The sequence below is a fragment of the Segatella salivae F0493 genome, from assembly GCF_000477535.1.
Lineage (GTDB): Bacteria > Bacteroidota > Bacteroidia > Bacteroidales > Bacteroidaceae > Prevotella > Prevotella salivae.
In genome coordinates, this window is the sequence record NZ_AWGW01000026.1 from 15,108 (window position 1) to 39,924 (window position 24,817).

Genomic DNA, 24,817 nt, shown 5'->3' on the forward strand with positions numbered 1-24,817 from the left:
AAGACAGCTTAAAATCCGTATGGGTGAAGAGTCAAAAAAGATGGTTTCAATCTCAAAAAGATTCAATCAATAATGGTTTGAACGATGGATGATTTTATGTCTTTGGGCTGAGTCAAAATTAAGCTGGGTCAAAACCAGACTTTTAGGTCGAGTCAAAAATATGGTTTCAACAATAAAGATGACATGACTTGTCTGTCAAGATATACATTAACTTATAACATAAGTAACAACCGACTATGAATATGGAAAAGAAAAAAACAATCCCATCTATCTGGGCTTCGCCTCACAGAAAGGCGGAGTTGGCAAAAGCAGCCTTGCTGAAGTGCTGGCTTCCATACTATATTACGAAAAGAACATCTCTCTTGCCGTCGTGGACTGTGACGGTACGCAGGAATCGTTCTACAAACTCCGCGAACGCGACAGAGACCTCATCGAGTCCTCACCCGAACTGGGCAAGGAACTTCACGAGCACCTGTCGCGCTACGGCAAGAAATCGTATCATATCATCAGAAGCAAACCAGAAAGAGCCGTTTCCGATGTCATGAAATACCTTCGTAAAATGAAGACGGCACCGCAACTGATTATCTTTGACTTTCCTGGTCATGCCCTTACCAGTGCCATGATGGATTTGTCCATTACGATGGACTACATCATCTCACCTATAGAAGCCGACCCACAGTCGCTGGCATCGAGTTTTGCATACGCCAAGACTATCAGAGACTTGGGTGTCGGGTTTGAAGGCTCACGCATTCAGGACTTCTTCCTGCTTTGGAACAAAATCAACCGCACTGCCAGTACCACGGTCATCGACCTGTTCAGTCAGAATGCTGAGGAACAGGGATTGCCGATTTTCGATACTCGTATCTACAACTCCGTCCGATTCAGCAGGGAATTAGCACAAGGGGGTGTCAAAGGAGTATTTCGCTGTTCCTACCTGCCCCCTGCACGGGCTCTCCGCCCTCAGACTGGAGTGAATGAGTGGGTAATGGAGGTCATGGAGAAACTCAACCTGAAAACTGAGAACGGCGTATGAAATCACTGAAAGAGCAACGTGAAAAGCTGCTTCAAGCGAAATTGGAGGAGATGGCAGACATTGGTGTCAAGAAGCGCACAGAGGAGAACACACCAGACTTTGACGACCCCATTGATTTGGATGATGATTTAGACTCTGTGGAAGAAGATGCAAGTGCCTCTCTTTCTAAGATTGACGAACAGGAGGAAATACCGGAAGAAACTTCGTTTAATGACACCAATGCCAAAACAGCGCAGCCCTCGAAAAGAAAGAGAAATGCCAGAACGAAGGATTCTTCCCCAGCAATGGACTTTCCTGAATACGAACAGCGATTTCTGACGGGTGTCCGCAATGGGCGCAATAAGTCGGGCTTCAGTATCCATACTGAGATACTCCAGATACTGCGTGATGTGCTGAACGACATCAGATCGGAGGCTTCCATCACGGGGTATATTGAGAATATCCTTCTCGATCATTTGAAAACATATCAGGATTTGTTGAACCATACCGCCTCACAACGCAGGCGCGATAAAACCATAGACTTATGATAATTAATTTATTGTTAGGCGCATTGCTTTTGCTGGGTATAGCGTGGATAGCTCTCGGCATCGCATACTTTTGGAGGTTATTTCAAAATTTGGCAGCCCAATCAGGGAAGAATACACCAAAACAGAAAGGAAACGGGCATAACACAAGTCTCAATACATCCGTTTCCCAAGAGCAGATTGACAATGCACGTCACGTTTTGGTGGGCAGGAGTAAACCTTTCGTTTCCCCATCTATCTCCGAAGTTCCCGCTGCTTCCTCTTCTGAGAATCCTGATGAAAAACCTGATACTTTTGCAGAGAAAAACTCATCTATGTCCGAAGATACAAAAGAAGCGGAAGGTACAGAAGAGGACAATGAAATGCAGGTTGACTACACAATGGACGAATCTGACGAAGACGCTATTATCCGTGAGGAACTGCAAATCGCTGATGCAGTGATGCCCGAAGTCTCACCGTCCGCCATTCTTACAAGGGACTTGTCCCGTATAAATGGTTGGCACAGGAATGACGATGCACTTGATGAGGAAAACGAAGCCGAAGTGCTGGATACTCTGCAAAGCATACAGGGCACACAGCTTATGGACTATATCAAAGAGGCAACGCTTAAGCAGGAGAAAGACCATCAAAAGCTACTTGCTGCCATTCGCAAGGCGGAAGAAGCGGAATTGGAGGAAAATAATATAAACTCTTCTTCTGACTTTGAAACGAGCTCAAACGTAGAAAGCAGCAACAGCGATGTTTCGGAAGATGACGAGCATCCACTTTCATACTATCTGTAAAACTATTGTTTTTGTTCATATTGTACAGTGTTCGAGGGGTGGCTCAAAAGTAAAACAATCAAACTATATCTGTCATACAATAAAACCGAGCCACCCCTTACCATCTCTCCCCAAAAGAAAACAATTCATTTAACAACTTAAAATAAAAAGAACAATGAACAACAAAAAGAAAATCACAATGCTACTCCTGACGGCTACCGCCATAGGAGCATACGCACAAGGCAACGGCATTGCCGGTATCAATGAAGCTACAAAAATGGTAACCTCCTACTTCGATCCCGGCACGAAACTCATTTATGCCGTAGGGGCGGTAGTGGGGTTGATTGGAGGCATTAAAGTGTACAACAAGTTCTCAAGTGGTGACCCCGATACGAGTAAGACCGCAGCCTCTTGGTTCGGTGCGTGTATCTTCCTCATCGTGGCTGCCACAATTCTGAGAAGTTTTTTCCTGTAAGGCGATGGCAGCATTTGAAATCAACAAAGGTGTAGGCCGGACGGTAGAGTTCAAGGGCTTGAAGGCACAGTATCTCTTCCTCTTTGCAGGAGGCTTGCTTGCCGTCTTCATTCTTGTGGTCATTCTCTATCTCTGTGGCATCAGTCAGATAGCCTGTCTTGTCATAGGTGTAGTGGGTGCCACCATAGTGGTATGGCAAACGTTCACCATGAATAGAAAGTATGGGCAATATGGGCTGATGAAAAAAGGAGCAATACGTATGCACCCACGCTACCTTGTAAACCGTCGTACGGTCTGCCACCTTATCCGTAATCTTCAACCAAAGAAAGCAAAGAAATGAGAAACAAAAGCAAGATAACGACCCTTGAATCAAAGTTCCCGCTGCTCTCCATCGAGCAGGGCTGCATGGTGAGCAAGGATGCTGACATCACGGTCGCATTCCGTGTGGAATTGCCCGAACTCTTTACCGTCACTTCTACAGAATACGAAGCAATGCACTCTGCCTGGTATAAGGCAATCAAGGTGCTACCCAATTACAGCATCGTACACAAGCAGGACTGGTTTATCAAGGAGGACTATCAAGGAAAACTCTCCGATGGCGGACTAAGCTTCCTTGCCCGTTCCTCTGAACGGCATTTCAACGAACGTCCGTATCTCCACCACTCAGTCTATCTCTTCCTGACCAAGACCAACAAGCAGCGTATGGCGCAGCAGAGCAATTTTTCTTCGCTCTGCCGTGGACACCTGCTACCAAAAGAGATTACCAACAAGGATGAAGTGATGAAGTTTATGGAAGCAGTGGACCAGTTCGAGCGTATCATCAACGATACCGAGCAGATAAGGATTGTCCGCATGACAGAAGAGGAATTGATAGGTACAAAGGAAAAAGGCGGACTACTCGACAGGTATTTCTCTCTATCTGAAGAAGGACACGCTTCTTTGGAGGACATCCGCTTGGGCGCAGACCTTGTGCGTGTGGGCGACAATATGCTTTGTCTACACATACTCTCCGATACGGATGACCTGCCGACAACGGTCAGCACGGACAGCCGATATGAACGGTTATCCACCGACAGAAGTGACTGCCGTCTTTCCTTTGCCTCTCCCGTGGGTCTGATGTTGCCCTGCAACCATATCTATAACCAGTACCTCTTCATCGAGGATAGCGATGCCAACTTGGAACGTTTTGAGAAACAGGCAAGGAATATGCACTCGCTGGCACGCTACAGCCGTAGTAACCAAATCAACGAGGAGTGGATACAGGAGTATCTCAATATTGCCCATTCACAGGGACTGACCTCCATCTGTGCTCACTTCAACGTACTGGCATGGAGTAGCGATAAGGAAGAACTTCGCCAGATCAAGAATGACGTGGGTTCTGCACTTGCTCTTATGGAATGCCACCCTCGCCATAACACCATTGATGCGGCAACGCTCTACTGGGCGGGCATACCCGGCAATGCGGCAGACTTTCCATCAGAAGAGTCGTTCTATACTTTCATCGAGCCTGCCCTCTGCTTCTTTACGGCAGAAACGAACTACAAGGATTCGCTCTCTCCCTTCGGTATCAAGATGGCAGACCGCCTTTCAGGAAAGCCCGTCCACTTAGACATATCGGATTTGCCGATGAAAAAGGGAGTCATCACCAACCGTAACAAATTTATCTTGGGTCCTTCGGGTAGCGGCAAGTCTTTCTTTACCAACCACATGGTACGCCAGTATTACGAGCAGGGGGCGCACGTCCTCTTGGTCGATACGGGTAACTCATATCAAGGCTTGTGCGAACTTATCCACCGCAAGACCAAGGGCGAGGACGGCGTCTACTTCACCTATACCAATGAAAGTCCTATATCTTTCAACCCTTTTTATACGGATGATTATTTCTTCGATGTAGAGAAAAGGGAGAGTATCTGTACGCTGCTGCTTACACTTTGGAAGAGTGCAGATGAGCATATCACTAAGACCGAGGCAGGTGAACTTGGTTCAGCTGTAAACTCCTATATCGAGCTGATATGTGCTGACCATAGCGTTACGCCCTGTTTCAATACCTTCTATGAGTATCTGCGGGATGTGTACCGCAAGGATATGGAAAAGCGTGACATCAAGGTAACGCTCTCGGACTTCAATATCAATAACCTCTTAACGACACTCAAGCAATATTATCGTGGTGGTCGATATGATTTCCTACTGAACTCGGATAAGAACATCGACCTGCTCTCTAAACGCTTTATCGTCTTCGAGATTGACCAAGTAAAGGACAATAAAGACCTCTTTCCAGTGGTAACCATCATCATCATGGAAGCCTTCATCAACAAGATGCGCCGATTAAAGGGTATCCGTAAGATGATACTCATTGAGGAAGCGTGGAAGGCGATTGCTTCGGCAAACATGGCAGACTACATCAAGTATCTTTATAAGACGGTGAGAAAATATTTCGGGGAGGCCATTGTCGTAACGCAGGAAGTGGACGACATCATTCAGTCGCCCATAGTCAAGGAGAGCATCATCAACAACTCTGACTGCAAGATACTGCTTGACCAGAGAAAGTACATGACCAAGTTCGACGGCATACAGGCGATGCTCGGTCTTTCGGAAAAGGAAAAGAGCCAGATACTCTCCATCAATCAAAACAATGACCCGAATCGACTCTACAAGGAGGTGTGGATAGGCTTGGGCGGTATGCAGAGTGCCGTCTATGCTACAGAAGTGAGCATGGAGGAGTACCTCATCTACACCACGGAGGAAACCGAGAAGGTGGAGGTGATGAACAGGGCAGCACAGCTCGGTGGTGATATCGAAACAGCTATTCGTCAGCTTGCCATAGAGAAAAGAAACAATAAAAAGAAATAAGTACAAACCATCAAAACTATAGTAACAATGAAAAAGTACATTTTCATGGCTCTCTTAGGATTGAGCCTTTCTGTTCCCAAGGCCCACGCACAGTGGGTAGTAACCGACCCTGGCAATTTTGCCGGCAACATCGTCAATTCGGTCAAGGAGATTGCCACCGCCACCAAGACGGTGAAGAACACCTTGGACGGATTCAAGGAAGTGGAAAAACTCTACAACGACACCAAGAAGTATTATGATGCCCTAAAGAAGGTGAATAACCTCATTGGGGATGCCTATAAGGTCAAGGAGTGTATCCTCATGGTGGGCGATATTTCGGAGATTTATGTTACCTCATATAAGAAAATGCTCTCGGACAAGAACTTCCGCCCTTCGGAACTCGCTGCGATGGCTTCGGGCTATGCCAAGCTTCTGGAGCAGAGCGGTGAGAGTCTCAAGGAACTCAAGTCCATCGTTAAGAGTAATGTCTTCTCGATGAACGATCACGAACGAATGCAGGCAATCGACCGTATTTATACCACGCTTAGGGAAAACTGTTCGCTCGTGTCGTATTACACAAGGAAGAACATCTCCGTAAGTTACGTCCGTGCCCGTGAGAAGAACAACCTTGCCTCTGTCAAGGCACTCTACGGCAATACGGCAAGCAGGTATTGGTAATTAAGTTATTGGTTATTGGTCATTCATACATCTAAACACACTTGCTTATGGATTTTGCCAGTTTACACGAGCTGCTCCACTCAACCTATGAAGAGATGATGCCGCTCTGTGCCCAGATGACGGGCATTGCCAAGGGTATTGCAGGCTTGGGTGCACTCTTTTATATTGCCCTTCGGGTATGGGCTTCCATAGCCCGTGCCGAGGCGATAGATGTTTTTCCACTTCTCCGACCTTTTGTCTTAGGCTTTTGTATAATGTTCTTTCCGACAGTCGTACTGGGTACGATGAATGCCGTTCTCTCGCCCGTAGTGCAGGGAACGGAAAGCATGGTGCACCAACAGGAGACCAACTTGGCGGAGCTTACCGCCAAACGTAACCGTCTGCAGGAGGAAGCCTACCTGCGCAATCCCGAAACAGCCTACTTGGTATCCAACGAGAAGTTCGACCAAAAGATAGAGGAAATGGGCATCATCGGACCTGAAGATGCCGTGACAATAGCGGGTATGTATGCCGAGCGTGCTGCCTATCAGACCAAGCAATGGATTATGAAGATGGTACACGACCTTTTGGAACTCCTATTCCATGCTGCAGGGCTTATCATCGACACACTACGCACGTTCATACTCATCGTCCTTGCCATTCTCGGTCCGATAGTCTTCGGCATTGCCGTGTGGGACGGGTTGTCAGGCTCACTTACAGCATGGTTCTCACGCTATATCTCTGTCTACCTGTGGCTGCCTGTCAGCTCCATCCTTACGGCACTGCTTACGAAGATACAGGTGCTGATGGTACAGAAGGACATCGAGGCGCTCAGCGACCCCAACTACCTGCCCGATGCGGGGACGTGGTACTACATCGTCTTCTTCCTTATCGGCATCGTGGGTTACTTCTGCGTTCCCACCGTTGCAGGCTGGATTATCGAAGCGGGTGGTGGTATCGGCTCTTACGGCCGCAATGTCAATCAGGCTGCACAGCGCGGTGCACAAAGTGCCTACACGGGCGGACGATATGCCGCAGCAGGTGCCGGGTCGGTCATCGGCAATGTCGGTGGACGTATCAAGGGAGTATTGCTCAAAGGAAAGTAATCACTAATAAAGAAAGGAAAAGAAAAAAATGGAATTCAAATCACTTAACAATATCGAGACCTCATTCAGACAGATAAGACTCTATGCCTTTGTCTTTGCCATCGTCTGTGTGGCGGTAAGCGGTTATGCCGTTTATGCCTCATACAGCTTCGCCAAGGAGCAGCGGGAGAAAATCTATGTGCTTGACCAGGGAAAGTCGCTCATGCTTGCCCTCAGTCAAGATGCAAGTCGAAACCGTCCCGTAGAGGCAAAGGAGCATGTACGTCGTTTCCATGAGCTGTTCTTCACCATTGCACCCGACAAGGATGCCATTGAGAAGAACATGGAACGTGCCTTCGTGCTGTGTGACAAGTCGGCTTTCAACTATTACAAGGACTTGGCAGAGAAGGGCTATTATAACCGTGCCATATCGGGCAATGTCAATCAGCGCATAGAGGTGGACTCTATCCACTGTAACTTTAATACTTATCCTTATGCGGTAACGACCTATGCACGGGAGTTTATCGTCCGTCAGAGTAACGTTACAGAGCGCAGTCTTGTTACGACCTGCACGCTGCAGAACTCTGTCCGTTCGGACAACAATCCGCAAGGCTTCCTGATGGAGAACTTCCTCGTCAAGGAGAACAGGGACATACAGACCTATAAACGATAAGGCTATGGCAAGGAAAAGAAACTTTTTATTCTCACGTCACTATCTGCGCTTTCACCTATGGCTCCGCCATCGTTGTGAAAGGCTCACGATAAGGCAGAGAAAGGAAATCGTCTATGGGCTGAGCTTCATCTATCTGCTCTGCTCACTCTGGATGATAGCGCAGTTTTTCCTTCCTCCAAAGAAGGAGAAACTACCCATCCCCACGGGAAAGCTGACGGACAGTCCGATACGGACGGACAGTACTTTACAAGAGTTACACGGCAATTTTTACCTACAACATCATCAAACCATCAAAGAAAATGGATAATAAACAGAAAGAACAAATGAAGAAAGGCTTGGTCTTCGGAGGACTGGGACTGCTGTTTGCCCTCTCGATGTGGTTTATCTTCGCACCTTCGGGTAAGGATAAGACTGCAGCGGAGCAGGGACTCAATGACAGCATCCCGCAGGCTACAACAGAAAAACTGACGGAGAACAAGCTCAAAGCCTATGAATTAGGCGACAAGGCACACGAGGAGGAACAGACCCGTGAGGAGATGGGCAGACTATCGGACTATTTCACCCAGAACACTGCTCCATCAGAAGCGCAGCGTGCAGAGACAGCTGCTTCTACGGCAAAGATAGAAAGCTCCATGCATCGCTATGAAGAGAACAATCGCCTATTGAACTCCTTTTACGCTCCCGACCTGCACGAGCAGGAGCGTGAAGCCCTGCGTTCGGAGATAGATAACCTTAAAAAGGAACTCTCTGCCAAAGACAGCAGGGAGGACAATGAAGAGAAACGACAGCTTGCCTTGATGGAAAAGAGCTATCAGATGGCAGCGAGGTATCTTCCCAAGGCTTCTGCCGTTCCACCATCTTTGGGTAATGACTTTACCGAGGGTAAAGGGCAAACGGCAACGAACAAAGGTCAGAGTATGGGCAGTAATATAAGCGGAGGTTCGGCCGATTTGCCTGCAATGGAAATCTTGGCGGAACGCAAACAAGTAGTGTCCTCACTGGGGCAGCCGATGAGCGACGCTGACTTCATCAAGGAGTATGGCACGAAAGCACGCAACTTGGGCTTTCACTCGCTCGCAAGTACGGCTGCACCTACAATGCGCAATACGCTGAAAGTCGTAGTGGACAGGACTACTGTTCTTAAGGAGGGTGACAATGTTGTACTCCGTCTTCTTGAAAGTGCTAAGGTACAAGGGCTGCACATTCCACAACAGAGCCGACTCATAGCCGTTGCCAAGATTGAGGGTAACCGTATGCACCTGCTTATCAAAAGCATAGAAGTGGACGGCCACATCATAGCCGTCAAGCTCTCGGCATACGACATGGACGGACAGGAGGGTGTGTATATACCAGGTTCGGAGGACATCAATGCGCTTAAGGAAGTAGGGGCGAACATCGGTGGTTCAATGGGAACATCCTTTACCTTCGCTTCCTCTGCCAAGGACCAGATTATCTCCGAGGCTGCCCGTGGGGTGATGCAGGGAGCAAGTCAGCTGCTTCAGAAGAAGCTGCGCACCATCAAGGTAACGCTCAAGAGTGGCTACCGCCTTTTCTTGGTTCAGTCCAAATAAAACAATCGAAAATGATAAGTAAAAAATAACATCAAATAAAAAAGGAACAATGAAGAAAATTATTTTATCAATGGCTATGCTTGCCATGGTGGGAGCAACAGCCACAGCACAGGAAAACAATGATGGTCTGACACCAAGCCGTCCGCTTACTTCGGGAGAGCTCTTTCAAGGTATGAGTCGTGCTATTCCAACAGGGCGTGTCGTACTGCCGTATGGTCTTGACGTTACCTTTGACAAGACCGTGCATCTTATCTTCCCTTCTGCTATCCGCTATGTAGACTTAGGTTCGCAGAACATCATTGCAGGTAAGGCGGAGGATGCAGAGAACGTGCTACGTGTAAAGGCTTCGGTGAAGGACTTTGAAACGGAAACCAATATGAGTGTCATCTGTGAGGACGGCTCATTTTACGCTTTTAATATAAAGTATGCCGATGAGCCGGAGAAGCTCAGCATTGAGATGAAAGACTTCTTGTCACCAACGGACGGACGCCTGCCAAGCAATCGCTCTGACATTTACTTTAAGGAACTTGGCAACGAGTCGCCCGTATTAGTAAAGCTGATGATGCAGACCATCTACCAGAATGACAGACGCAGCATTAAGCACATCGGTGCACAGCAGTTCGGCATGAAGTTCCTGCTTCGTGGCTTGTACGCCCATAACGGCTTGCTGTATTTCCACACTCGAATGGAAAACGCCACAAATATGCCGTACTCGGTGGATTTTATCACATTCAAGGTGGTTGATAAGAAGATGGCAAAGCGCACCGCCATACAGGAGCAAATATTGCAGCCACTTCGTGCCTATCATCAGGTGATGCAGGTGCGTGGCATGAGCTGTGAACATGCTGTGTTTGCGCTCGAGCAGTTTTCTCTTGCAGAAGACAAGCAGCTTGAAGTGACGCTCTATGAGAGAAATGGCGGTCGTACGCTGACCTTCCATGTGACGGCAGAAGACCTGCAGATAGCAAAGAAGATTGATAACCTCAAACTGAAATGGTAGACATTATGAAGAAGAAAATCATTTTATCGGTTTGCGTTGCGGTGGCTATGACTTTCAGTCTGCCATCGCAGGCACAGCGACTGATACCCAAGCAAAGGGGAATAGAGGTCTTGGGCTGTGTTCCGCTTATCAAGGGTGAAAAGTTCCTTGCTGCTGACAATTTCGGCATGGGAGCATCACTCACCCGATATTTGGGGCGTGAGAATTATACCTTTGTTATGGCAGAGTATGAACAGCAGAATATGCCGTACAGAAGTTATAACGTAAAACTCAAGGATGCACTCTTGCAGGTGGGCTATATGCACCCTGTTCTCTCCGACAGAGGTAAAAACGTGTTTCTCTATGGCGGTATATCCGCCTTGGGTGGCTATGAGCAACTGAATGAGGACAAGAAGCTGCTGCCCGATGGGGCGACACTGCTCGACCGCTCCCGCTTTGTCTATGGCGGTGCCGTACATGACTCGGTGGAAGTGTTCCTGACGGACAGGGTTCTCTTTCTTGTCAAAGCGCAGGGACGTTTCCTCTTTGGAACGGACGTGTATTGTTTCCGTCCGGCTGTTTCAGCAGGACTAAGGTTTAACTTTTAAGTAGAAGAAAAGATGAAGAAGATATTGAATACAATTTGGGTAATGGGCGTGCTGACCCTTGCCGTGTTTTGCCTATCTGCTTGTGATAGGAATTTGGATGTTCAGCAGTCTTATCCGTTTACGGTGGAGACAATGCCGGTTCAGAAGGACATCGTAAGGGGGCAGACGGCAGAGATACGCTGCACGCTCAAACGAGGGGGCGACTTTGCTGACACTCGCTATACGATACGTTATTTCCAGTCTGACGGCAAGGGCTTGCTAAGAAATGATAACGGCACGGTGTTCAAGCCTAACGACCGCTATCCACTCACAAAGGATGTGTTCCGCCTGTACTACACCTCGCTCTCAGCCGACCGTCAGACGATTGATGTATATGTGGAGGATAATTTCGGCAGGGTTCAGCAGCTGACCTTTAGTTTTAACAACGAGCGGGAAGAGGGCAAGGATAAGCCTGCATCTTCTCGCCACTAAGACCATAATTGATGCGAACGATAAATGCTTTCATTTTACTTTGTGTATTCTGCCTGTTCTGTCAGCCGACCCTTGCCCAGCTCAGGGTGCGGCTGGCAGACTTGCCACCTTTTGAGCGTGCAGTTGTCGTAGTGAAATACTTTGAGGGTATGCACGGCTGGAAGAATTATCCGTATGTTGGATATGGGCATCAGCTGCAACCAGGAGAGCGTTTCACAGCGGATATGACGGAACGGCAGGCAGACTCCCTGCTCCGTGCCGACCTTTGGAAATGCTTTGAACACTTCAAAGGGTATGGTAAGGATGCCCTGCTGCTGACCTTGCTTGCCTACAATGTGGGTGTAGGGCGATTGCTTGGATATGGTAAGCACCCAAAGAGTAAGCTACTGCGAAAGATAGAGGCTGGAGATAGAAACTTCTATTGGGAGTATGTTTCGTTTTGCCGATATAAGGGTAAAGTTTTGAATGGGTTAGTCAAACGCCGAAAGGTTGAGTTTGCGTTGTTCTTTATCATCTGACTATATTAAACCAAGAATTATTCCTATGATGTTGTTTCTATTTTGCTGAAAAATTGTAACTTTGTATTACGATTAAATAGGATAAGCAATGAATAAAGAAACAAAAAAGGTACTCTTCGTCTTATTGAATGAGTACACAGATTGGGAAGGTGCTTTTCTCTCTACAGCCCTTCATGTTGGCGTAATACCAGGTAGTGAAATCAAGTACAGAGTGCATACAGTTGCTCCGACATTAGATGCAGTCTGTTCCATTGGTGGATTCAAAACGTTATCTGATTATTCTTTTGAGAATATGCCCAAAGACTATGCAGCCTTAGTCCTTATCGGTGGCAATCGATGGGATTCACCTGAAGCAGAACTTGTTGCGCCATTGGTACAAGAAGCATTGGATAAGGGTAAAATAGTAGGAGCGATATGCAACGGAGCATCGTTTCTGTGTGCTCATGGCTTCTTGAACAACGTAAAACATACGGGTAATGGTCTCGACCAACTTAAACAATGGGGTGGTGAAAGATACACGAACGAAACAGGATATGTGAACGCACAGGCTGTAAGTGATAAAAACATCGTTACAGCAAATATTACTGGTCACTTGGAGTTCACTCGTGAAATGCTCTTACTTCTGAAAGCCAATACCTCGGAAAAGATTGCAGCTTGGTATGACTTTTATAAGAATGGATTTGTAAAATAGTAGTCATACTACTAAATAAAATTGATGCGTGGAGTACATCGTCTCCACGCATCAATTTTATAGTTAGCAATCACACATACATCTTATTTTATGGATGCGGTTCTGGCTGAGGTCCTGGATTGGGATGTTCCTCACCAGACTTCTTGTCAGGTGCTGAAACACGTTCGTAGCTCACGCCAGTAAGTGTAAAATACTTCTTTGAAGGGGTGAGATGTACCACAGGTTTCGTAATATGAACCTTTGGGTTGAACTCCGTTTTTCCCTTCTCAACCAATTTACTCTGGAAAGAAGGTGTAAGTGTCCCGATGTCTCCGAAGTCTACAATGTCTCCGTTCTCAACGTGCTTCTTTGCTATCTCAGCTGCAAGTCTGAGAACAGCCTCAACTTCTGCACCTGTGAACGTTGTGGCGTGTGCTACTTCATCACAGAAACTACGATGATCAACTCTCTTTCGTCCTGTAGGATGTGCCTGCACAACGATTTTCCCTTTCAAATTTCCAACTGTTCCTTTACGCTCCTTTAGCGTATAGGCAATAGGTCTGTTCGCCATAGTAATTAGTGTAGCCCCGATTGTTAAGCCTTTGGAGGTTGGGGCTTTATCCTCCTCAACTTGTTAGTAGATTTATATCACAAAGGTAAGAAAATTCATGACTATCTCCAAGAAAAGCACATACTTTTTTTTGACACTTATCAACCCTTTTTCGCAAAAAGGTTAACCTAAATGAGTAAAACCGTCTACCTATTATCAGAAAAAGGTCTACCTATTATCAGAAAAAGGTCTACCTTTTTCGCCCAAAAGGTAGACCCTTTTTGAAAAAACCGTCAAATCTTTCTGGAAGAAGCATTATGGCTAATTAAAATTTTTATTTAAATTGTATTTATGAAAGGAAAGCATTATCTTTGTGGGTAATATTAATTAAACGAATGGCAGTATAACGAATTTAATACTTGCTTTATTAGTTGCTCTATTCAGTAATATACTAATAAAAGAGTTCTATAAGACCGCTGTAACAATGTAGATAATATATACAGATCAAACAAATAAAACAAAATTATGAAACTATACATTATTGGCAATGGCTTTGATATAGGTCATGGAATTCCATGCAAATATTCAGATTTCTACACATATCTTGAACGTAACAGAGAAGATGTTTTAGAAGAAATGGGGCAATATTACTATGTTGATAGCGACTCCGAATTATGGTCAGATTTTGAACGAGGATTAGAAGAAGGTATCTGTTATGATTCTCTTGCAGATATAATATATGAAAACACTCCTAATTTCGCTTCAGATGAATTCCGGGATGCTGATTGGTATAATGCGCAAATATACATAGAGGAGGAATGCGATAATCTATTAGACTGCATTCGTTCAGGATTTGAGGAATGGATAAATTCATTGGAACTTGATACCATAACGAAGAAATACGAAATAGACAAAACCGCCCGTTTTTTCACTTTCAACTATACTGAAGTGCTGGAGAAAATATATGAGATTCCTGCTGAGAATGTTTTTCACATACATAAAAGAGTGGGGGAAGAATTAATATTTGGGCACGGTAAGGATGTAGAAAAGTTTAATGTAAAAAAAGCCTTGTATGGAGATGAGAACGCCCATTTGATTATAGACGAAGAAATGGGAGATGTCGTAACAACGGAGGACGGGCATGAGGAATTTGCTGAAAGTGCCGTCTGTGCTTTTTATGACAAGATGCGAAAGCATACAGATGAAATCATAAAAGAATATTTGGATCAATTTCACAAACTTTCGGATGTAGATGAGGTTATTGTAATAGGACACTCATATAATGAAATAGATTTTCCATATTTCAAGAAAATATCGGAATCTATCAATAATAGAGCAACTTGGACTTTATACTATTATTCAGAAAATGATAAGGAAAGTGCAGAAAAATTAATGGCGGAGATACATATTGGGAGTAATTTGCTACGTTATAACTCCTGTTTAGAGAATACTGTAATAAATTTAAATCAATAAAATATGAAAAAAATCTACACTTTAATTATTTTTTTGTTAATCTCTTTGATTAGTTATGGACAAAGTAAGGTTAATTTTGTGATAACACCTAATTGTACATACACTTCTAAAGATACTGATAAATCATTTTATGTATTTGACTATAAAGGTCATTCCAAACAAGAGCTATTTAATAAGGCTGCATCAGTTTTCACAAAAATATTTGCAAAAAAAGATGACCAGATAAATAAAACAGACAATAGTATATTGTCTGTTAATACTAATTATATTTTACATCGCTCAGCGTATTTAAATTGGTCTAAGGAATATATCTATTTTGATGAATATATAAAATATAATATTGAATTTGAGTTTAAAGATGGTAAAATTAAAGTAAATGCACCAACTTTAATTCAAATAAGAGATAACGATGGTATAGAACATCCATTGGGAGATTTTATATTAAGCGGAAATAATAAGGCTGTACTTGCAAATGATGCAATTGAACAATTCTCTTTTGTCAATGAAGTCATAAATAAGATTCTAACTAATATAGATACTACACTGGTAGATTGGTAATTCCTAATCTATCTATTATAGGTAGGCTCTTAGGCTTGTTCTGTCGGGTGCGTAAAACTCTGTCCATTGTCCGTACTGATTGACAAGATATTTCTTCAGTACGTCAAAGAAGTCAAAGCGATAGCCTTGCAGTGGAACGGCTGTGCGAAAATAGGTGTTTGAGTTTACCGCTTCGCATAGCCAATTCTTTTCCTCACGGCTCATACATTCGCCACGATTGAGTTTCACTCGTAGGAGATATACTTTGCTATTACAAAGGCTCTCCAAAGGGGGAACATCCCATTGTACAAACTTAATTGCCAATACTTGCTCACTTTGTCTATCTACAGCATTAATGCGGTAATGAAAGGAGGAGCTATATCCTTTTTCTTTCATCGAAGATGTTGTATTTGGCTTTCCCTTCGGTCGCCTTCTTCGAGTTCCTTTTTGCTTATCCATAGCGACATTTTTTTTATGCGTCCAAAGATCGGAGTATGCTGATTTTTCGGACAAAGCCCTCAACAACTCGTCCTTTTTGTAGCAAAATAGAGGTAGCGGGGCGGGCTTGCACAAGATTTTGGCGGAAAATACAACCCGTAGGTGTGGAGATTTTCCAGACAAACCAAGCGGCTTAGGACCTTTTGAAAGCCACAAGCCCCATACTACCTTTGCGGATAAAAAGGGAACAGCATCCGTCTCCTTGTCATCGCATATTGTGGAGCATTGGAAAGGAAGCGAAAGTGCAACGCTCGTAGTGGAAAATAGAAAAGGTGGCTATCTTGAAATGTGAGATAACCACCTAATGAACGATAAATGAAAGGTATTACAGAACCGTGCTTCTCAAAGCACGCATACCAGGATGGCACAGAGAATTGCCAGCCAGAAGAGAATGCTCAGCAGCGTAATTGTCACTTTTAGAATGACTCTGACGATAAAGCGTAGTATCAGAAAACCTGCAATGACAGAGACGGCAGTTACGACTTGCGGCGTTACTATCTTCGAGATAAGCAAAATGACACCGATAACGACGGAAAGCAGGATAGCGAGTTCGATGAAGCGTGTCCAAGAGAAGCGGCGGACTTGCTTGGGAGAAGTCGGCTGCTGCTTGATATTATCGGTTTTGTTCGATGCGTCTGCCTTGATGAAGGCAGGTGTGTGAACGTCTTGATTCATGATGATTGTATTCATATCGGAGCTTTTAATAGTTCAAGAGCAGTTACAAGATGCGCAGGCTACACAAAGACAAGTGTTTGCACAAACTCTTGACGTGTGGAGCGGAGCGTTTATCTTGGCTCTTGACACTACAAAAGCTCCCGATGGTGTTACATCAAGTCATGTCCTCACCGCCTATCGTTGGCAGACCATTGACTTCGATGATCAGAACGATTGTCCCTGTCAGTTCGGAGTAGAGTTTCTCATAATCTGGGCTTGCACCAAAGTCGTCCGTCAGTTCATACTTGTTGAAAACGCTTTGTACGGTCTTATTCTTCAGAAGCATTGGTGTTAGTCTTTCGGGAAGAGGAGAAGGGAGTTCTTTCTCAAACTCATTCTCTAAGACAGACACAAGCGTGTCGTACTTGGAAAAGTGCAAACCTTGATATAATACTTCGCTTGCCATTGTCTCTGCTTCGGGATGCGAGAAGCCTTGTGCCACAGCATCGCAGTAGGAGGTAAGTGCTTCATCAGCTCTTGCCGTTATGAATGGGTTGTCAGCCAGCATTTCTGGGAAATACTCACTGAGGTAGTTCTCTAACTTCAAACGGAAGTAAGAAAGTTCTTTCTTTGTTGTTGTCATAATCTTCTTGGTTTAGGGTTGTACATTATTTTGAGTTGATGCCCATAGCAACTTTGAACTTGTCTAACTTGCCAGCCAACTGTTCCATATCGTGTTCTATCTTCTTATTGGTTATACGGGCATAAATTTGTGTAGTTTTAATGTTGGTATGTCCCAACATCTTAGAAACTGATTCCATAGAAACACCTTTACTCAATGACATTGTTGCAAATGTGTGGCGAGCCATGTGAAAGGTTAGGTCCTTTTTGATTCCACAAATATCTGCAATTTCCTTCAGATATGAATTGGTCCGCTGATTGGTTAGCATTGGGAAGAGTTTACCATCACGATAGGTCTTGCCACTATACTTTTCGATAATATTTTTCGGAATATCCAATAAAAGAACATTTGTTGCAACACTCGTCTTCTGTCGTTTTGTCATTATCCATTGTTTGTCGTCAAGGGTAACAATGTTCTCGGGAGTAAGGTTAGACACATCAATGTATGCCAAACCTGTGAAGCACGAGAATACGAATAAGTCACGAACCAATTCCAAACGCTGTATGCCCAGATCTTTATTGGCTATCTTCAAAATTTCTTCATCCGTCAAGAAACCACGATTGACCGGCTCAAGGTGAAAGCGATGATTAAGAAAAGGATCATGATGGATTACGCCCATTTTTCTTCCTAAAATCGTAATTGTCTTGAAAGTCTTCATTGTCTTGGTGGCTGTATTTGGGTTCTGACCAACTACTGTGCGAAGATAAATATCAAAGTCGTGTATGATAATATAGGTTAGCTCAGATAAGCGAATATCCGAACGTTTGTACTTATCCTGCAAGAAAGTTGTGAAGTGTCGTTTGCAGACATTATATTTCTGAAAAGTGGCAGCACTTACAGATATGCCCACTTGCTTAGCAATATCTTTGTTGTGCTTATCGAAGAGTGTCATCATCGTTTCTACCTCTTCTTTCTTGCCGAGATACTCCGACTTGATACGTTCCAAAGAAATGGCATCTGTCATTTCCAACTTTTTGAAGATTGTCTGCAATCCGCTTTGGATGTTATCCAACTCGAGATTAGTAGAAAGAGCCTCTGTAGTCCTTCCTTTCAGCCGTTCTTTTTCACTATCCCATTGCGACTGCTGAACGGCAATGCCTGTTGAGCCAATGGAAAGTCGTTCGTTGTTGAGATATATTCTCAACATCACGGGTGTTTTACCCTCCTTGTTCACATAGTTGCTTCTTAAATAGAAGACTGCTCTGAAAATGGTTTTCATTTGCGCTGCTGTTTTTTAATTGTAGCCATGGAAAGGAAAGTTGTAGCCAAAATTCAATAATTGTAGCCAGCTTCTAATAGAATTGTAGCCAAAAGATTGAATTATTAGCGATATAAACTTCTGTAACCACGCTGCAAAGTTCGACATATTTATTTGAATAACAGCAATTTGCGTGTACTCTATGCGTACTCTGTACGAACTCTTGGCTACAATTTTTATTTTGCCTCAAAAAGTGTAGCCAGATTGTAGCCATTGTAGAGTATTTAGGGAGTATTTACCCCCTCTGTACGTACTCTGAGAAGAAGAATAGATATAAAAGAAAAGTATCATAACTACTTGTAGCTATGATACTTACGTTTTTGATAGGATTTCTCTGTTGGCCTGTTCAGAGTACCTAAAGCGGAGAGAGAGGCTCTTTCTCTCGAACTATCACAAACTATCAAATCGTATCAATCTATTGTAATATAGTAGTTTACGCAAAATGTTAATAAAATGAGATTTCACGGAAAATCTTTGGTAATATCATTTTTAGGGTGTAAATTTGGGTGCATAAAACAATACACCCGAAGGTATGAATATCAAACGGAACATCATCTTCACGTTGGAGAGCAGGAAGAAGAACGGAGTTCTTATCACAGAGAACGTACCTATTCGTATGCGCGTTAATTTTGCGTCCAAGCGGATTGAGTTCACCACTGGCTATCGCATTGATTCAGCCAAGTGGGATGCAGATAAGCAGCGTGTGAAGAATGGTTGTAGCAACAAACTGAAACAATCGGCTTCTGAAATCAATGCTTCGCTCTTGGAGTATTACACGGAAATACAGTCAATCTTTAAGAGGTTTGAGGTAGAGGACGTAATGCCAACGCCCGAACAGATAAAGGAGGCATTCAATGCGCTGCACAAACCTGTGAGCGAAGAACCTAAGCCAAAGAAAGAAGCGTTGCCTTGTGATTTCTTTCAGGTGTTTGATGATTTTGTCGAGGATCGTGGACGTCAGAACAATTGGACGGACTCCACGTTTGAGAAATTTGCAGCCGTGAAAAATCATTTGACCAACTTTCGTGAAGGACTTACCTTTGAGTTCTTTGATGAGCGAGGCTTGAATGACTATGTGGGTTATCTGCGTGATGTAAAGGAGATGCGCAATACAACCATTGGCAAGCAACTGAGTTTCTTGAAATGGTTTTTGCGCTGGGCTTTCAAGAAAGGTGTACATCAAAACAACGCCTACGATAGTTATAAGCCTAAACTCAAGAGTACCCAAAAGAAAATCATCTTTCTCACTTGGGACGAACTCAACCGTCTCCGAGAGTTCAAAATCCCTTCCAACAAGCAGGCTCTCGAACGTGTGCGTGATGTATTCCTCTTCCAATGTTTCACGGGCTTGCGCTATTCGGATGTGTTTAACCTCCGCAGGAGCGATATTAAAGGCGACCACATTGAGGTTACGACGGTTAAGACTTCTGATAGCCTGATTATAGAATTGAATAAACATAGTAAAGAAATTATTGAAAAATACAAGGATGTGGCATTTGAAGATGGCAAGGTGCTACCTGTCATTACTAACCAGAAAATGAACGATTATCTTAAAGAGTTGGCAGAATTGGCTGGTATTGACGAACCTGTACGCCAAACTTATTATAGAGGTAATGAGCGTATTGACGAAGTTACACCTAAATATGCCTTGCTTGGAACACACGCTGGTCGTAGAACGTTTATCTGTAATGCACTTGCATTGGGGATTCCTCCGCAGGTGGTGATGAAGTGGACAGGACATAGCGACTACAAGGCAATGAGACCCTACATTGATATTGCAGACGACATCAAGGCGAATGCTATGAGTAAATTCAATCAATTATAACACCGAAACAATATGAGTCAAGAAATAAAAAAAGCAGAGAAACAAGATTTATCTCTTGTTGTTCGAGCCATCGGTTCTGACCTTGAGCATACGCAAGTACGCATGATAGCCTCTGCAAATGCAGAAATGCTTTTCCACTATTGGAAAGTAGGACACTTTATTCTCTATCTCCAAAAGAAAGAAGGTTGGGGAAGCAAAGTCATAGATAATCTTTCCAAGGCGATACGTTCTAAATACCCTGATAAGAAAGGCTATTCCACTCGTAACCTTATCTATATGTGCCAATTCGCCAAAGCCTATCCTATGGAGATTCTATTAGAAATGGCTAAGGTTGAAAAGCAGCTTAATAGTCCTTCGGTTGATAATGTATTACAACTAACAAGCGAACTCAATCAATTTACGCAAGAGCCTCTTGCGCAAATACAAGTCACAGATATTCAAGGAAATATAATTACGCAACAGCCTGTTGCGCAATTAGGAGAGATTTCTGAAATGCTGTCGGCTATCTATCACAGCGACATTAGTAAGATAGAGGATATCTTCAAGCAATCTGCCATTGTTCGCACCAACTGGGCAAGCCATGTTATTTTACTTAATAGCAAACTGCCTTTAGGTGAACGTTATTGGTATATCACACAGGCGGTTGCCGATGGTTGGAGCAGTAACGTTCTGCAAATGCAGATTGAAACAAACCTTTTTGCTCGGCAGATTACCGCAAAGAAAGTGAGCAACTTCTCGGTACGATTACCCAAACCGCAAAGCGACCTTGCCAACTATCTGATGAAAGACCCTTATATCTTTGATATGATGGGGCAAACAGATAAAATGGCAGAACGAGACATTGAAAAGCAATTGGTTTCTCATATCACTAAATATCTTTTGGAAATGGGCAGTGGCTTTGCGTTTGTGGCACAGCAGAAGCATTTTGAAGTAGGCGATTCTGATTTTTATGCCGACCTCATTCTTTATAACATCCAACTGCATGCCTACGTAGTTATCGAACTCAAAGCTACACCATTCAAGCCCGAATATATGGGACAACTCAACTTTTACATCAATGTAGTAGATGATACCCTGAGGGGCGAACACGATAATAAGACGATCGGCTTGCTTCTCTGCAATGGTGGCGACAAGGTTGTGGCACAATATGCACTCTCGGGTTACGATCAGCCAATAGGTGTGAGCGATTACCAACTCTCAAAGGCTATTCCTGAGAATTTGAAATCAGCTCTGCCTACGGTGGAGGAAGTTGAGGAAGAGTTAAGCAAGATTGTGGAGCAAGAAACTAACTAAAACATTTATATTATGCCCAATAGTATCAAAGAATTACTATCTCAGTTATTACCATTACATCATGCTGAACAAGAGAGGCTAAAGAAAGAAGAGGAGGAAGGAAAATGCTTTAATGTGTTTTCTGCGCTGAATATGTGCTCTGACGAAGTACGCTTGCATTCACGTTTACTCGCAACATTACTCAATCCCAAGGCAAACCATGGCTTGGAAAATGAATTTCTCAAATCGTTCCTTACAGCTTTGGGATTGCCAGAGGATTATATTACACATTGTAAAGAGCAGATAGTTGAACGACTTATAGGAGAAGTAACAGAAACTAATGGTGGACGTATAGATATTATTCTTGAAGATAGGGGACATGCCGTTATCATTGAAAATAAAATCTATGCAGGTGACCAGCCTAATCAACTGCTTCGATATCATAACTATGGGGTAAAAACGTTTGGGGAAAATAATTTCAAATTAGTTTATCTTACTTTATATGGTAGTGATCCTTCTCCATATTCCTTGGGAGGAGAACATTTTGAATTTATCAAACTTTCCTATGAACAGAATATACTAAAGCTGTTAGAAAAGTTGGTGAAGACCCTACCCCAAAAGCCTGTTCACAGCACCGTCGAAGATTATATCACGATTATTAAACAACTTACCCATCAAGACATGGATACAAAATATCAACAAAGTATTATTGAAGAAGCCATTAAATATGACAATATTGATGTTACTTCCGAATTGCTATTGTTACAGAAACAAATCGGAGATAAATTAAGAAGCGACTATATAATTAAGCCCCTAAAAGGCCTTGGCTTTAACGAACGTCAAGATGACAATGGAGCTTTATGGAAAAGTTTGAATAGTAAAAGGAATCTTTTTATCGTTATTAAAACAGACGAAGCCTATTGGAAAGAAGCGTGGATTGCGGTTGCTTCGGAGGACAAGACTATTCCGTTGCAACCTAAATTAGATTGCTTTACAGATGAACCAACCCAAAATTATCCTTATGGTTGGAGTTGGATTTCCGATAACGAAGGTAACAACTGGCATGATATAGCTCAATATCCTGCAATTGGAAAAGAAGAAGTGTTAAAGTGGATAAAGAATAAGATTAGTGAAATAGAATCTTGTTTCAAAATCTAAAATTTAGAAAAGAAATAAATGGAAGAATTGAATCAACTTCTGGATTTTGGGGAATCATATCCACAATTTGTTGCTTATCATTGTTTTGGTGATAAAGCTACAGAGTTTCTGAGTAGTCTACAGCAGCCTTATAAGGATATAGTTACTTATAATATAGATGACTTACGCCCTTTAGAATGCCTCGCTGTTTTTGTCTTTACTGACAATGCAGAAGTATATATGTCTGAAATAGATGCTTTTATTAAACAGTATAATAGTTTAGTTGGTAGCATTTTTGTTTTAGACCTACACCCTACTTCGCAGTATAAAGTTTTCAAGGACAGGTGGAAATTCTACAATATTTTTACCTCACACTATTATACTTTGCAAGATAATATTCTTCACTTTTTGATGTTTTTCCATAATTTCATGGAAACGAAAGGAATCATAAGTATGGACTTTAATGATTTTAGGACGTGTGCTCGTTTGGCAACTTATATTACTTCTGGAACAGCTCCGTCGTTAGATCAGGCTATTTACCCAATATCCCCCATATCACATAGTGATAATATTAGAACTATAATGCTTGGATTAGAATTGCAAAGCTTAGAAGAAAATATGCTAAGGGAGGATATGAAGGTATTGGCTTCTTTCTTTGAACAACTTCCAGAGAATGTAGAAGTCAAATGGCAAATTACTCCTAAATGTGGTCAGCATCATACAGAGTATATTGTAGGTTTTGATAAAGCTCCTGTATGGTATACCGATAACCCATAGCGCCCTAATATGACAATACTTCAAATCTCAGATACCCACAATCGACATCGGCTGCTGACCAATTTACCAACAGCTGATGTTTTGGTGCATTGTGGCGACTTTACTGATATGGGTACAGAAGAGGAGGCTCTCAACTTCCTGAACTGGTTAATCGAACAACCCTACCGTCATAAGATTTTTGTCACAGGCAATCACGATCTATGTTTATGGGAAGCTGAAAACATAGAAGACTTGCCCAATAATATTCATTTCTTGCAAGACAGAGGCTGTGAAATCGAGGGTGTGAGATTCTTTGGTTTGGCATACAATCATCAAGAGAGCATCATACCGCATGGTGTAGACGTACTTATTACACACGAACCACCTGCGATGATACTGGACGAATCCAACGGAATACATTGGGGGAATCTATCTTTGAGAAATAAGGTATTGGAAGTAAAACCCAAATTTCATCTTTTTGGCCACGCTCATGACGCATACGGCACAGAACAACAAGGAATGACTACCTTTTCAAACGGTGCCGTCCTTAACGACCATTATCAGTTGTGTAACGCTCCTTTGTTGCATAAGGTTTAACTGATAGTTAATGCGTATTCTAATAGTACTAAATATTTTCTTGAAATGATTGCTATTTCTTCAAATGTTTCTTAAGCTCTCTTTGTTCTTGCTTAATCTTATCCTGTTGTAGCGACAACTCAGCTTGTCTTTGCAAGGCTTGCTCATAATCTACGACTTTCTGCTCTAACTGTAGAATGGCTTTGGGATTGCGATGTTTTAAAAATATGCTGTCAAGATGTGTAAAGTCTGAAGCGGTAGCTTTGCCATGCATACGCAGATATCGATAACGTAGGTCGTAATCGGAGGCTGTTTGCAGCTTGTTGGCTCCCATACCAAAGAACCAACAGCTAACCATAACCAACCCACAAACCAATAAAAGCAGCATACGCTCGGCTAATTGTACGCTTGCAAATAGCGAGTAGTTCTTATATTCTACAGGTTTTTGTTGTTTGCTGATAAGCTGTTGCAGCGTTTCAAACTTTGGGTCGAGCTTCTTACTCGACTCTGATAATGCCTCCAAAACAAAAAGTTGATGTTCTTTGATTTTGGCTTGAGTTTCTTTCGAGAGATGGATTTGCACGGTTTCTTGTGTTTTAACGCTATCTCCGTTTGGCTTAGATAGCTGTTCTGCAATAGTAGTGCGCAGTTCTGCTTGTGCCTTACTGATGACTTTGCACTCTTGTTTTAGTTCTTCGAGCATATCAAGAACAGGTGCTATTTCGTTATTCATACTGATATAAAT

Annotated in this window: 30 protein-coding genes; 24 read left to right on the plus strand and 6 right to left on the minus strand. The window is 43.2% G+C overall.

What is annotated here, in order from left to right; translation table 11 throughout:
- Positions 1-265 precede the first annotated feature (265 nt).
- From HMPREF9145_RS08920 to HMPREF9145_RS08995, 16 genes are all read left to right on the plus strand, one after another.
- Positions 266-1,033, plus strand: a complete 768-nt coding sequence (locus HMPREF9145_RS08920) for a ParA family protein (protein ID WP_036907207.1) — start codon at positions 266-268, stop codon at positions 1,031-1,033.
- Positions 1,030-1,560, plus strand: coding sequence for a DUF3408 domain-containing protein (locus HMPREF9145_RS08925; RefSeq protein WP_021826086.1), 531 nt, complete (start codon positions 1,030-1,032; stop codon positions 1,558-1,560). Before HMPREF9145_RS08920 ends, HMPREF9145_RS08925 begins: the two co-directional genes overlap by 4 nt.
- Positions 1,557-2,339 carry a hypothetical protein gene (locus tag HMPREF9145_RS08930; RefSeq protein WP_021826107.1) on the plus strand — a complete coding sequence of 261 codons (783 nt, stop codon included), beginning with the start codon at positions 1,557-1,559 and terminating at the stop codon, positions 2,337-2,339. The genes HMPREF9145_RS08925 and HMPREF9145_RS08930 overlap by 4 nt, the downstream gene beginning before the upstream one ends.
- A 154-nt stretch (positions 2,340-2,493) precedes the next feature.
- Positions 2,494-2,793 (plus strand): DUF4134 domain-containing protein, encoded by a 300-nt coding sequence (locus HMPREF9145_RS08935; protein WP_006046154.1) that lies wholly within the window; start codon positions 2,494-2,496, stop codon positions 2,791-2,793.
- A gap of 4 nt (positions 2,794-2,797) precedes the next feature.
- The gene (locus HMPREF9145_RS08940) at positions 2,798-3,133 is read left to right on the plus strand and encodes a DUF4133 domain-containing protein (RefSeq protein WP_021826109.1); all 336 of its coding nucleotides are present in this window, start codon (positions 2,798-2,800) and stop codon (positions 3,131-3,133) included.
- Complete coding sequence (locus HMPREF9145_RS08945; protein ID WP_021826025.1) at positions 3,130-5,643, plus strand: TraG family conjugative transposon ATPase; 2,514 nt, start codon at positions 3,130-3,132, stop codon at positions 5,641-5,643. The genes HMPREF9145_RS08940 and HMPREF9145_RS08945 overlap by 4 nt, the downstream gene beginning before the upstream one ends.
- Before the next feature lie 27 nt (positions 5,644-5,670).
- Positions 5,671-6,300, plus strand: a complete 630-nt coding sequence (locus tag HMPREF9145_RS08950) for a DUF4141 domain-containing protein (protein WP_021826020.1) — start codon at positions 5,671-5,673, stop codon at positions 6,298-6,300.
- Between the two features lie 47 nt (positions 6,301-6,347).
- Positions 6,348-7,385 carry a conjugative transposon protein TraJ gene (traJ, locus tag HMPREF9145_RS08955; RefSeq protein WP_021826066.1) on the plus strand — a complete coding sequence of 346 codons (1,038 nt, stop codon included), beginning with the start codon at positions 6,348-6,350 and terminating at the stop codon, positions 7,383-7,385.
- Positions 7,386-7,413: 28 nt separating this feature from the next.
- Positions 7,414-8,037 (plus strand): conjugative transposon protein TraK, encoded by a 624-nt coding sequence (traK, locus tag HMPREF9145_RS08960; RefSeq protein ID WP_021826118.1) that lies wholly within the window; start codon positions 7,414-7,416, stop codon positions 8,035-8,037.
- A 4-nt stretch (positions 8,038-8,041) separates the two neighbouring features.
- On the plus strand, positions 8,042-8,344 hold the full coding sequence (locus HMPREF9145_RS08965) for a hypothetical protein (RefSeq protein WP_021826045.1): 303 nt from the start codon (positions 8,042-8,044) through the stop codon (positions 8,342-8,344).
- Entirely contained in the window at positions 8,337-9,608 is a 1,272-nt protein-coding gene (gene traM / locus HMPREF9145_RS08970; RefSeq protein ID WP_021826087.1) for a conjugative transposon protein TraM, read from the plus strand. The genes HMPREF9145_RS08965 and traM overlap by 8 nt, the downstream gene beginning before the upstream one ends.
- A gap of 49 nt (positions 9,609-9,657) precedes the next feature.
- Positions 9,658-10,608, plus strand: a complete 951-nt coding sequence (traN, locus tag HMPREF9145_RS08975) for a conjugative transposon protein TraN (protein ID WP_021826031.1) — start codon at positions 9,658-9,660, stop codon at positions 10,606-10,608.
- Complete coding sequence (locus HMPREF9145_RS08980) at positions 10,602-11,195, plus strand: conjugal transfer protein TraO (RefSeq protein WP_021826089.1); 594 nt, start codon at positions 10,602-10,604, stop codon at positions 11,193-11,195. Before traN ends, HMPREF9145_RS08980 begins: the two co-directional genes overlap by 7 nt.
- Positions 11,196-11,207: 12 nt before the next feature.
- A complete protein-coding gene (locus HMPREF9145_RS08985; RefSeq protein ID WP_021826041.1) occupies positions 11,208-11,666 on the plus strand; it encodes a DUF3872 domain-containing protein in 459 nt (152 codons plus the stop codon).
- An 11-nt stretch (positions 11,667-11,677) separates the two neighbouring features.
- Positions 11,678-12,184 (plus strand): glycoside hydrolase family protein, encoded by a 507-nt coding sequence (locus tag HMPREF9145_RS08990; protein WP_021826130.1) that lies wholly within the window; start codon positions 11,678-11,680, stop codon positions 12,182-12,184.
- An 88-nt stretch (positions 12,185-12,272) separates the two neighbouring features.
- Positions 12,273-12,875, plus strand: a complete 603-nt coding sequence (locus HMPREF9145_RS08995; RefSeq protein ID WP_021826028.1) for a type 1 glutamine amidotransferase family protein — start codon at positions 12,273-12,275, stop codon at positions 12,873-12,875.
- Positions 12,876-12,963: 88 nt separating this feature from the next.
- Here the strand turns inward: HMPREF9145_RS08995 and HMPREF9145_RS09000 are convergent, their stop codons facing one another.
- The gene (locus HMPREF9145_RS09000; protein WP_004384181.1) at positions 12,964-13,425 is read right to left on the minus strand and encodes an HU family DNA-binding protein; all 462 of its coding nucleotides are present in this window, start codon (positions 13,423-13,425) and stop codon (positions 12,964-12,966) included.
- 504 nt (positions 13,426-13,929) lie between these two features.
- Here HMPREF9145_RS09000 and HMPREF9145_RS09005 point away from each other — a divergent pair.
- On the plus strand, positions 13,930-14,877 hold the full coding sequence (locus HMPREF9145_RS09005) for a bacteriophage abortive infection AbiH family protein (RefSeq protein WP_021826133.1): 948 nt from the start codon (positions 13,930-13,932) through the stop codon (positions 14,875-14,877).
- A gap of 3 nt (positions 14,878-14,880) precedes the next feature.
- On the plus strand, positions 14,881-15,435 hold the full coding sequence (locus HMPREF9145_RS09010; RefSeq protein WP_018967468.1) for a DUF4468 domain-containing protein: 555 nt from the start codon (positions 14,881-14,883) through the stop codon (positions 15,433-15,435).
- 15 nt (positions 15,436-15,450) lie between these two features.
- Here HMPREF9145_RS09010 and HMPREF9145_RS09015 read toward each other — a convergent pair whose 3' ends face one another.
- Positions 15,451-15,873: a hypothetical protein gene (locus HMPREF9145_RS09015; RefSeq protein ID WP_052026755.1), complete on the minus strand. Its 423-nt coding sequence runs from the start codon at positions 15,871-15,873 to the stop codon at positions 15,451-15,453.
- A gap of 118 nt (positions 15,874-15,991) precedes the next feature.
- On the opposite strand from HMPREF9145_RS09015, the gene HMPREF9145_RS13520 reads away from it, so the two are divergent.
- Complete coding sequence (locus HMPREF9145_RS13520; RefSeq protein ID WP_021826076.1) at positions 15,992-16,204, plus strand: hypothetical protein; 213 nt, start codon at positions 15,992-15,994, stop codon at positions 16,202-16,204.
- Between the two features lie 50 nt (positions 16,205-16,254).
- Here the strand turns inward: HMPREF9145_RS13520 and HMPREF9145_RS09025 are convergent, their stop codons facing one another.
- The 3 genes from HMPREF9145_RS09025 to HMPREF9145_RS09035 form a co-directional block, all read right to left on the minus strand.
- Positions 16,255-16,602 (minus strand): hypothetical protein, encoded by a 348-nt coding sequence (locus tag HMPREF9145_RS09025; RefSeq protein ID WP_036907219.1) that lies wholly within the window; start codon positions 16,600-16,602, stop codon positions 16,255-16,257.
- A gap of 139 nt (positions 16,603-16,741) precedes the next feature.
- The gene (locus HMPREF9145_RS09030) at positions 16,742-17,209 is read right to left on the minus strand and encodes a DUF1896 domain-containing protein (protein WP_021826037.1); all 468 of its coding nucleotides are present in this window, start codon (positions 17,207-17,209) and stop codon (positions 16,742-16,744) included.
- A gap of 25 nt (positions 17,210-17,234) precedes the next feature.
- The gene (locus HMPREF9145_RS09035; protein ID WP_021826085.1) at positions 17,235-18,467 is read right to left on the minus strand and encodes a site-specific integrase; all 1,233 of its coding nucleotides are present in this window, start codon (positions 18,465-18,467) and stop codon (positions 17,235-17,237) included.
- A gap of 571 nt (positions 18,468-19,038) precedes the next feature.
- Between HMPREF9145_RS09035 and HMPREF9145_RS09040 the strand changes: the two genes are divergently transcribed.
- The 5 genes from HMPREF9145_RS09040 to HMPREF9145_RS09060 are packed head-to-tail and all read left to right on the plus strand — an operon-like array spanning position 19,039 to position 24,093.
- The gene (locus tag HMPREF9145_RS09040) at positions 19,039-20,331 is read left to right on the plus strand and encodes a site-specific integrase (protein ID WP_021826099.1); all 1,293 of its coding nucleotides are present in this window, start codon (positions 19,039-19,041) and stop codon (positions 20,329-20,331) included.
- A 12-nt stretch (positions 20,332-20,343) separates the two neighbouring features.
- Positions 20,344-21,624 (plus strand): PDDEXK nuclease domain-containing protein, encoded by a 1,281-nt coding sequence (locus tag HMPREF9145_RS09045; RefSeq protein WP_021826073.1) that lies wholly within the window; start codon positions 20,344-20,346, stop codon positions 21,622-21,624.
- Between the two features lie 12 nt (positions 21,625-21,636).
- On the plus strand, positions 21,637-22,761 hold the full coding sequence (locus tag HMPREF9145_RS09050) for a PDDEXK-like family protein (RefSeq protein WP_021826026.1): 1,125 nt from the start codon (positions 21,637-21,639) through the stop codon (positions 22,759-22,761).
- Between the two features lie 18 nt (positions 22,762-22,779).
- The gene (locus HMPREF9145_RS09055; protein ID WP_021826047.1) at positions 22,780-23,517 is read left to right on the plus strand and encodes a hypothetical protein; all 738 of its coding nucleotides are present in this window, start codon (positions 22,780-22,782) and stop codon (positions 23,515-23,517) included.
- A gap of 9 nt (positions 23,518-23,526) precedes the next feature.
- The gene (locus HMPREF9145_RS09060) at positions 23,527-24,093 is read left to right on the plus strand and encodes a metallophosphatase domain-containing protein (RefSeq protein WP_021826052.1); all 567 of its coding nucleotides are present in this window, start codon (positions 23,527-23,529) and stop codon (positions 24,091-24,093) included.
- A gap of 52 nt (positions 24,094-24,145) precedes the next feature.
- On the opposite strand, the gene HMPREF9145_RS09065 is transcribed toward HMPREF9145_RS09060, so the two are convergent.
- On the minus strand, positions 24,146-24,805 hold the full coding sequence (locus HMPREF9145_RS09065; RefSeq protein WP_021826114.1) for a hypothetical protein: 660 nt from the start codon (positions 24,803-24,805) through the stop codon (positions 24,146-24,148).
- Positions 24,806-24,817 lie beyond the last annotated feature (12 nt).